We start from the raw sequence: 8,688 nt of genomic DNA, 5'->3' as shown, positions 1-8,688 counted from the left end.
GTCCGCCGCCGGGGCGGCCAACGCCTCCCGTGCGCGGCGGCGTCAGCGCCCGGCGCGCAACTCCTCGACGTAGGCGACCACGGCCGCGTGGTCGGGCAGCAGGCCCTGCCTGCGTGCCTCGGCGAGCGTTGGCGCGGCGGCGTCCTTGTCCGACAGGAGGACCTCGAGCGCACGCCCCGCACGGTCCTGGGTCGGCCAGTCGATGCCGAGCTCGGGGTCGAGCGGGTGGATGCCGTGCTCGCGACCCGGGGAGTACCCCGTCGAGCACAGGTAGGTCACCGTCGACCCGTCCTCGAGTGACAGGAACGCGTGGCCGAGCCCCTCCGCCAGGTAGATCGCGCGCCGGTCGACGTCGTCGAGCAGGACGCTGTCCCACGCGCCGAACGTGGGCGACCCGACGCGGATGTCCACGACGACGTCGAGGACCGCCCCGCGCACGCACGTGACGTACTTCGCCTGCCCGGGCGGCACGTCGGCGAAGTGGACGCCGCGCAGCACCCCGGCGGCCGAGACCGACATGTTGGCCTGCGAGAGCTGCAGCCCGTGGCCGACCGCGCCGGCGAACGCGGGCTCCGTGAACCACTCGAGGAAGGTCCCCCGTGGGTCGCGGAACTGCCTCGGCGTGATCTCCCAGGCTCCCGGCACCTCGAGCTCGCGGTACTCCACGACGTCGTCCTCTCCTCGTTCGCTGCGGACGGCCCCAGTATGGGCCACTAGGGTGGGCAGCCGTCCGGCACGAACGACGAGAGACGGTGGGTCCGGCGTATGCGGTGGTGGGTCGTGGGAGCGGGCGGAATGCTCGGGCGGGACCTGGTGGACGTGCTCCGCTCCGTCGGTGAGGACGTCGTCGCGGCCGATCGCGGCGTCGTCGACGTCACCGACCCGTCGTCGGTCGACACCGCGCTCGCAGCCGTCGGGGACCTCCAGGTGGTCGTCAACTGCGCGGCGTGGACGGCCGTCGACGACGCCGAGGCCCAGGAGTCGTCGGCGTTTGCGGTCAACGCCGTGGGCCCGCAGGTCCTGGCCCGCGCCGCCGCTGCCCGTGGTGCCCGCATGGTGCAGGTGTCGACGGACTACGTCTTCGACGGTGCCGCGACGAAGCCCTACGCTGCTGACGGCGTCCTCGCCCCGCGGTCCGCCTACGGCCGGACGAAGGCAGCGGGGGAGTGGGCCGTGCGTGCCGCCACCCCGGACCACCTCGTCGTCCGCACCGCCTGGCTGTACGGCGAGCACGGGCCGAGCTTCCCCCGCACCATCGCGCGACTGCTGCGAGAGCGCGGTGGCGTGGACGTCGTCGCCGACCAGGTCGGGCAGCCGACGTGGACCCGGGACCTCGCCGAGCTCGTGCACCGGCTCGTCGTGGCCGACGCCCCGAGCGGCACGTACCACGGCACGTCCTCGGGCCGGGCGTCCTGGTTCGAGCTGGCGCAGGAGGTCGCGCGCGTCGTCGACGTGCCGGTGGACGCGGTGCGCCCCACGACGTCCGAGGCGTTCGTCCGTCCCGCGCCGCGTCCCGCGTGGTCCGTGCTGTCCCACGACACCCTGCGCTCCGTCGGCGTGGACCCGATCGGCGACTGGCGCCAGCGGTGGCGTCTCGCGGCGCCCGACATCGTGGGCTGAGCCGCGACCGTCGCCCGTGCCCCGTCCGTGCGCTTCGTCCGGGTGCCCCCCGTGCGGGAGGCACCCGGACCGCGTCAGGAGGCCGTGACGGTGGCGCAGCCGAGGGCCGGGTTGTTGCCGGCGGGCACGCCGATGGCGTAGACGCAAACCCGGTGCGAGCCGCGCGCGGCTGGCACCGACGTCGAGAAGCCGTGTCGATCGCCGCGCCGGTACGCTGCGCCCACGTCCGTGCGCGGCAGGTCGGCCCGCACCGCTCGGCCGACCCCGTCGACGTACACGTGGACGTCGATCGACTGCGTCGTGTCGGGGTCGAACGCCCATCCCGAGACGGACACCCGCCCGGCGCCGCCGACGACGGCCTCCAGGTTGCCCAGCGGTGCTGCGTCCACGACGGACACCGTGCGGCACCCGAGCGTGGTGTTCGGGCCGGCAGGGGTGTTGATCCCGTAGACGCACAGCTGATGCTGACCCGGGGCTGCCGGGAGGGTCACCTCGAACCCGTGGCGGTCGCCGCGGCCGAACGCCGCCGCGATGTCACCCCGGCGAGCGTCCGCTCGGACGGAGCGGCCCACCCCGTCCAGGTACACGTGCACGTCGATGGGCTCGGTCGTGTCGGGATCGAACGCCCACCCGCGGACCGTCACGGAGCCCGATGTCGTGGTCACCTCGTCCACGCGTCCCAGCGGAGGCGGGTTCTGCGCCACCACCGTCGTGCACGCCAGCGTCGTGTTCGCGCCCGCGGGCGTGTTGATCGCGTACACGCAGACCTGGTGCGTGCCGCCCGCAACGGGCAGCTGGAGCGAGAACCCATGGCGATCACCGCGTCCGTAGGCCACGTCGACGTCGGGGCGGCTCAGGTCGGCGCGCACCACGCGTCCGACCCCGTTGACGTAGATGTGCACGTCGATCGGGTCCCGCGTGTCCGGGTCGAGCGCCCACCCGCGCACCGTCAGGGTGTCCGACGTCGCGCTCAGCTCGTCGATCGAGCCCACGGGCGGCGCGTTGGTGCCGGTGAGGTCACGGCACCCCAGCGTGGTGTCGTACCCCCCCGCGACGTTGACCGCCCACAGGCACACGACGTTGCGCCCTCGCGCGAGGGGTACCCGCACCGTGAACCCGTGTGCCGGCCCAGCGGTGGGGTGCGCGGCCGCGACGTCCGGGCGCGCACGGTCGGCCACGACCTCCGTACGCCGTCCGTCGACGTCCACGACGAGCCGGACCGGGCCGCGCGTGTCGGGGTCGTGGACCCAGCCGGCCACCTCGACGGCCTCCGGCGAGACGGTGGTGCGCTCCCAGTTGCCGAAGGGGGACGCCGCCACTCCCGCGTCCACGAGCTGTGACACGCGTGCGCGGATCGCCGGCAGCGCGTTGTAGAGGTTCTGGCCCGGGCACGAGGTCTGCTGGGCGTCGCGGTGCCCGAAGATCGTCGGCAGGACGACGGTCGTCCCGGCGGGGTAGAACGTGGCGCCACCGCCCGAGACGAGGGCGACGGTGCCCGAGCCGGAGGTGCGCAGCTGGGCGAACTTCCAGGCGATCGTGCGGGAGATCGCCTCGAGCATCTCGACCGGCGCGCCGCTCGCCCCGAACTCGCCGATCGCCGAGACGCCGACCGTCCGGCTGTTGAAGCCGCCCGTGTGGACGCCGACCACGGTCTGGTCCATGCTGCCGGCGCGGCCCTCGAAGATCCGCCCGAAGCGGTCCACGAGGAAGTTGTAGCCGATGTCGCACCAGCCACGGCCGCCCGCCGACTCAGGCCGCGTGTGATACGCGAAGATCCCGCGCAGGAGTCCGGGCACGTCGGCGGCGGAGTAGGAGTTCGTCGACGCCGTGTGGTGGACGACGGCCGCGACGTTGGACGGCGACACGTCCGGCTTGCAGGTGGCCAGCGACTCGTCGGCACCCCAGCCGGAGCGGCGCACGATCGCCGGGACGGGGTACGACGCCGCGACCACGGTCGCCGGCTGCGCCGTCGTCAGCGCCGTTGTGCGGAACACCGCGTCACCCAGGTCACCAGCGGTACCCCGCGCCGAGGACGGGGGCGTGTCGACGCGCTCGTCGGCGGGGGTGTGGCCGGGGTCGATCAGGACCGCCTTCAACCCCGTGACCTGGCCGTCCTCCGCCTCGGCCCAGACCTGCAGGCCGTCCGCGCCGAGTGCGACGACCGCATCGGACGCGACGCGGCTCGACGCGCCGGCGTCGGCGTCGGCGGAGCCGTCGTCCGGTGCGACGTCGGACGCACCGACCGCCTCCCACGGGCTCCACGTCTCGCCCGTCCGCACGCGGTACCGCACGACCACGCCCGTGGCGCCGTTGTCCCAGGACAGGCCGAGCACGGTGAACGGCTCGGTCGGCAGGGGGCCGGTGAGGACGTCGGGTGTGGGCATCGGCTCGTCGGCGGGGCTCGTCGGCGTGGCGCCGGTGGACGGCGCCGGTGTGTCCGTCGGCGCCGGGACCGTCGTCGGCTCGGGCACGGACGTCGGGGAGGAACCCGCCGTCGGCACGGGCGTGGCCACCGGTGTGGGGCTGGCCTCCGGATCCGGCGTCGCGACCGACGCACCACGGACGGCGGCGGCACCGCCGGCGCGCCACGCCGAGGGGACGGTGCCGGCCGTCGGCTCGTCGATCGGTGTGCTGTCCTCGGGCAGCGGCGGATCGGCCGGCAGCGCCGCCAGCTCCGAGCGCGCGACGCCCGTCAGGTCCAGCTCGCTGACGGACACCTCGGGCGCGTCCAGCGGCGCGGCCGGTGTCCTCGTCGGTGCCGCCACCGCGCCTGGCGCCAGCGTGAGCAGCAGCGCGGCGACGGTGGCGCCGGCTGCTGCGGTACGAGTGACGTGCATGGTGGACTGCCCCCTCCGACGGTGTTGATGGGCATGATGCCGCCCCTGCGCCTCGGCGGTGTGCCTCGGGCCCGGCGTGTCCTCGTCCGATGCCGGGACGGCAGGGCGCAGTCCTCTCGCGGCCCCCCGGGGGCGCCGGCGTCGCCTGCCGGGAAGCGGAAGGTGCTGTGATATACACAGCGCCGTGTCCCTCCCGAGCAGTGATCGACGGCGCCTCTTGTCCGCACTCCTGGGAGTGGTCTCCCTGCTCGTGGCGCTCGGGGTGTGGGCGCTCGCCTCGCCGGTCGGAGCGACGCCGGACGAGGACTACCACCTGGTCAGCATCTGGTGCGGAGGCGGTGAGGACGACGGCACCTGCGAGGACGGTGACACCGCCGGCTCGCGCGAGGTACCGCGCTCGATCCGCGAGGCGGCCTGCTTCGCCTTCAAGTCGGACGTGTCCGCCCAGTGCCAGGTCGGCGCGTTCGCCGACGCGGACCCCACGCTGGTCGAGACCACGCGCGGCAACTTCGAGGGTGACTACCCGCCCGTCTTCTACTTCCTCATGCACCTCTTCGTCGGGACGGACCCGTCCGTCTCCGTGGTGGTGATGCGACTGGTCAACGCCCTGCTGTTCGTCGCGCTCGGCGCGGCCACCGCCGTGCTCGCGCCGGCCGGCCTGCGCCGTGCGGTGGTGCTCGCCTTCACCGTCACGTCGGTGCCCTTCGGGCTCTTCCTCCTGCCGTCGGTCAACCCGAGCAGCTGGGCGATCATGAGCGTGCCGTTCGCGTTCGTCTCGCTGGCCGCGTTCCTGCGTGCCGAGGGTCGCGGGCGCACCGTGGCCCTCGGCGCGCTGGCCGGGCTGTCGGTGCTGATGGGGAGCGGCGCGCGGTCGGACGCGGCGCTGTACCTGGTGCTCGCGATCGCGGCGGCCGTCCTCATGGCGGGCAGGTTCCGCCGGGCGGACCTCCTGCGCCTGGCGTTCGCCGGAGTCCTGGCGGTCGGCGCCGCGACCTCCTTCCTGACCGCCGGCCAGTCATCCGCGGTCGAGGGCGCGCGCGAGACCCCGTTCACCTGGAAGGGCTTCGTCGACCTGCTGGTCTCCGTGCCGAGCCTGTGGCAGGGCAACTTCGGGACATGGGGGCTCGGGTGGCTGGACACGGGCATGCCGCCGATGGTGCACGTGGTCGGCTGGGCAGTGTTCGCGGGCGCCCTGCTGGTGGCGCTCGGCGGTCGCGGCACCCGCTGGGGCTTAGCCGTCGGCGCGGTCGCGGGCGCCGTCCTCGTGGTGCCGACCTACATCCAGTACGTCTCCGACGTGCCTGTCGGGGCCGGCGTGCAGCCGCGCTACATCCTCCCGCTCCTCGTCCTCCTCGTGACCGCTGCCGCTGCCCGCGTGCGTGGGGCGGCGGTGCGGCTGTCGCCCGCGCAGCGGTGGTCCGTCGTCCTGGGTCTGGGTCTCACCAACGCGGTGGCGCTGCACTACAACCTGCGCCGGTACGTGACCGGGACCGACGTCGCGACGCTGGACCTCGACGCGGACCTCGAGTGGTGGTGGGGCCTGCCGATCGGCCCGCAGGGGACGTGGGCGGTGGGCACCGTCGCCTTCGTCCTGGCACTCGGCCTGATCACTGCGGACCTCGCGCGTCCGGCTGCGGCGGTGGACGTCGTGGCGCTGCGCCGTTCGGCGCGGCGGGGCCCCGCCGTGACCGCTGCCGAGCCGGGGCACGCATCTCGTACGGTGGTCGTCGCCGACCTCGAGTCCGTCGGCGACGGCCGAGCAGAGCGGCGCCCGACGGCGTCGTCGGACCCGCGCTCGTCCGGCTCCGACCTCCGGAACCCCTGACGTCGCCGACCATCCGGATGCCGCTCGGCGGCATCACCGCCCCAGGGCCGTCCGTCGGTCAGGCGTCCGCGCCGAGACGACCGGTGCGGAGCACGAGCGCGGTCGTGCCGACTCCGAGCGCGAGCACGGGGCCGACCAGCGCCCCGATCGCGGTCGTCAGCACGAGCTCGTACGGCGACGCAAGGAGCCACACGGCCGTGCCGGCGAGGGCCGCTCCCCACATCGCCGTCATCGCCCCCCGCGCCTCGACCGCGACCAGCGCGGCGGACACCAGGAGCGCGCCCGCGAGCAGGCAGGCGGACCCGACGAGCAGCGCCACGGCGAGGGCCGGCACGTCGTACGCGGGCCCATAGAGCAGGCGGACGGCCCACGGGCCGACGAACCAGGCGACGGCTCCCGCGAGGGCGGCGAGCACCAGCAGCGCCGCGCCGCCGCGTCGCACGATGGCGCGGAGCATCGCCGCACCGCCGTCCGCCGCCGTGGCGCGCCAGCGCACCACCGCCGGCACCGTGACGGCCTGGACGGGGGAGACCACGAGCAGGGGCACGCGCGACACCGTGAGCGCGGCGAAGACCGCACCACCGGCCGCTCCGGGCGCCTCGCCGGTCAGTGCGGTGACGAGCGTCGGGTACCCCGTGATCAGCACGGCCGTGAGCGCCGCGGCCACCATCAGCGTGCCGGCACGGCGCACGGCGGCGGGCACGTGCTCCCGGCGGGCGCCGCGCAGCACCTCCCGCGCCGGCGCCCACAGGGCCAGCCACGCGAACGCGCCGAAGCCGACGCACACGGCCGCGACCTCCGGCGTCAGCTCGGTCACCAGGACGAACGCGACGACGAGGGCGACGAGGCGGGCAGCCGCCTCGACGACGACGAGCACCCCGAACGGTCGGGTGCGGTCCTGCCCGATCAACCGTCCACGCGTGGCGAACTGCACGGCGAACCCTGCCGCCGACACGAGCACGACGACGGCAAGCGCCGGGGACGGCGCACCGTAGATGCGGTCGCCGACCGCCGGGATGAGGGTGAGCGCGCCGAGCAGTAGCGCGAGGACGGCGGCCGTGACGGTCAACGTTGCCGTCGACGGCACGCTCGTGGGGTCGCGGTCGGCCGTGCGGCGAGCGACCTCCTGCTCGACGGTCGACAGCGAGCTGGCGAGCCCGAACGTGGCGCCCCAGAACGCCACGAAGACGCCGTAGTCCGCGGGGGAGAGCGAGCGGCCCACCGCCACCTGCAGCACGTAGCCGAGCACGCTCGCGACGGCGACGGCGGTTCCGACGGTGGCGAGCTGGCGTGCGACGGCGCGCGGCCGGGTCACGGCACGTCGGCGCGTCGGCGCAGGCGGGTCACCAGCGCGAGCGCCAGACCGCGCAGGACTCCGGCCCCGAACGTCGGGACGAACACGGGTGTCAGCGTGGCGGCAGCCCGCACCTCACCGGCCGAGCCGCCGGCCGCGCGCACGGCCGCGGGGACCGCGACGAGCCCCGCGGCGACGGCCGTGCCGGCCACACGCGGCCGCCACGCAGCCGTGGCCACGGTGGCGATGCCCACGACCGCGGCGACGACGATCGCCGGGCCGATCAGCCGCGACTGCCCCAGGTAGCCGTCGACGAACGTCGTGCCGCGGAAGAAGGCCTGCCGCACGAACCCGCGGTAGCCGCTCTTGCCGTGGTAGGTGAAGGCGAACCGCGGCGAGAGCCAGATCCGGTGCTCCGCCGCGAGCTCGCGCAGCATCCGCGTGTCGTCGCTGGCGAGGCTCGCGTCCTCGTACAGCGAGGTGAAGCCCGTCAGGGCGGACCGCAGGCGGTCGGTCGGCAGCAGCAGGCAGCCCGTGCCCTTGGGGTAGGCGTCGAAGTCCTGGGCGCCGAACGACACGAGACGCGGCCGGCGCGTGTACCGGTGCCAGCCCAGCTTGACGAGCGCCGACCAGTAGGCCGCGTACGGGTTCCCTGTCGCGTCCACGTCCACGTGCCCGCACCACACCGTCCGATCGGGATGCTCGGCGACCTGGTCGCGGACCCACGAGAGCGCCTCGGGGGAGGTGATGACCCGGCTGTCAAGCAGCAGCACCCACGGGTGCCGGGCGGCGACGACCCCGGCGCGGCGGGCGGCGACGCGACCGGCGTTCGCCTGCGTCAGCACCCGCACGCCCTCCCGGCCGTCCCGCTCGGCCAGCACCTGCGGCGTGCCGTCGCTGCTGCCGTCGTCCACGACCACCACATCAAGGTCGATGCCTGCACGCCCGGCCGACTCGACCAGCGCGTCGAGCGCTGCACCGATCCAGCGCTCCTCGTTGTAGACGGGGACGACCACGCTCAGTCGATCGAGCTCGGGGACGGCACGGTTGCTCGGGGTAGGCAGCACGCGGCGATCGTAGTGTGGTCGTGGCCGCCGGGTCGGCGGACGGCG

The 8,688-nt window shown here is 74.7% G+C and carries 6 protein-coding genes; 2 read left to right on the top strand and 4 right to left on the bottom strand.

Going from position 1 to position 8,688, the window contains the following annotated elements; translation table 11 throughout:
- Positions 1-42: 42 nt before the first annotated feature.
- The gene (locus ACFUMH_RS05900) at positions 43-666 is read right to left on the bottom strand and encodes a dTDP-4-dehydrorhamnose 3,5-epimerase family protein (protein ID WP_378201848.1); all 624 of its coding nucleotides are present in this window, start codon (positions 664-666) and stop codon (positions 43-45) included.
- A 99-nt stretch (positions 667-765) separates the two neighbouring features.
- Here ACFUMH_RS05900 and rfbD point away from each other — a divergent pair, with 99 nt between their 5' ends.
- Complete coding sequence (gene rfbD, locus ACFUMH_RS05895) at positions 766-1,620, top strand: dTDP-4-dehydrorhamnose reductase (protein WP_378201845.1); 855 nt, start codon at positions 766-768, stop codon at positions 1,618-1,620.
- 74 nt (positions 1,621-1,694) lie between these two features.
- Here rfbD and ACFUMH_RS05890 read toward each other — a convergent pair whose 3' ends face one another.
- Positions 1,695-4,457 carry an N-acetylmuramoyl-L-alanine amidase gene (locus ACFUMH_RS05890; RefSeq protein ID WP_378201842.1) on the bottom strand — a complete coding sequence of 921 codons (2,763 nt, stop codon included), beginning with the start codon at positions 4,455-4,457 and terminating at the stop codon, positions 1,695-1,697.
- A 217-nt stretch (positions 4,458-4,674) separates the two neighbouring features.
- Here ACFUMH_RS05890 and ACFUMH_RS05885 point away from each other — a divergent pair, with 217 nt between their 5' ends.
- A complete protein-coding gene (locus ACFUMH_RS05885) occupies positions 4,675-6,282 on the top strand; it encodes a DUF2142 domain-containing protein (RefSeq protein ID WP_378201839.1) in 1,608 nt (535 codons plus the stop codon).
- 58 nt (positions 6,283-6,340) lie between these two features.
- Here ACFUMH_RS05885 and ACFUMH_RS05880 read toward each other — a convergent pair whose 3' ends face one another.
- Both ACFUMH_RS05880 and ACFUMH_RS05875 read right to left on the bottom strand, forming a co-directional pair.
- A complete protein-coding gene (locus tag ACFUMH_RS05880; protein WP_378201836.1) occupies positions 6,341-7,597 on the bottom strand; it encodes a hypothetical protein in 1,257 nt (418 codons plus the stop codon).
- A complete protein-coding gene (locus ACFUMH_RS05875; RefSeq protein ID WP_378201833.1) occupies positions 7,594-8,643 on the bottom strand; it encodes a glycosyltransferase in 1,050 nt (349 codons plus the stop codon). The genes ACFUMH_RS05880 and ACFUMH_RS05875 overlap by 4 nt, the downstream gene beginning before the upstream one ends.
- Between the last annotated feature and the right edge of the window lie 45 nt (positions 8,644-8,688).

This window comes from Cellulomonas sp. NPDC057328, from assembly GCF_042667215.1.
In the GTDB taxonomy this organism is placed as follows: Bacteria; Actinomycetota; Actinomycetes; order Actinomycetales; family Cellulomonadaceae; genus Cellulomonas.
Note: the sequence above shows the minus strand (reverse complement) of the source record. Positions and strands in the feature narration are given on the sequence as shown.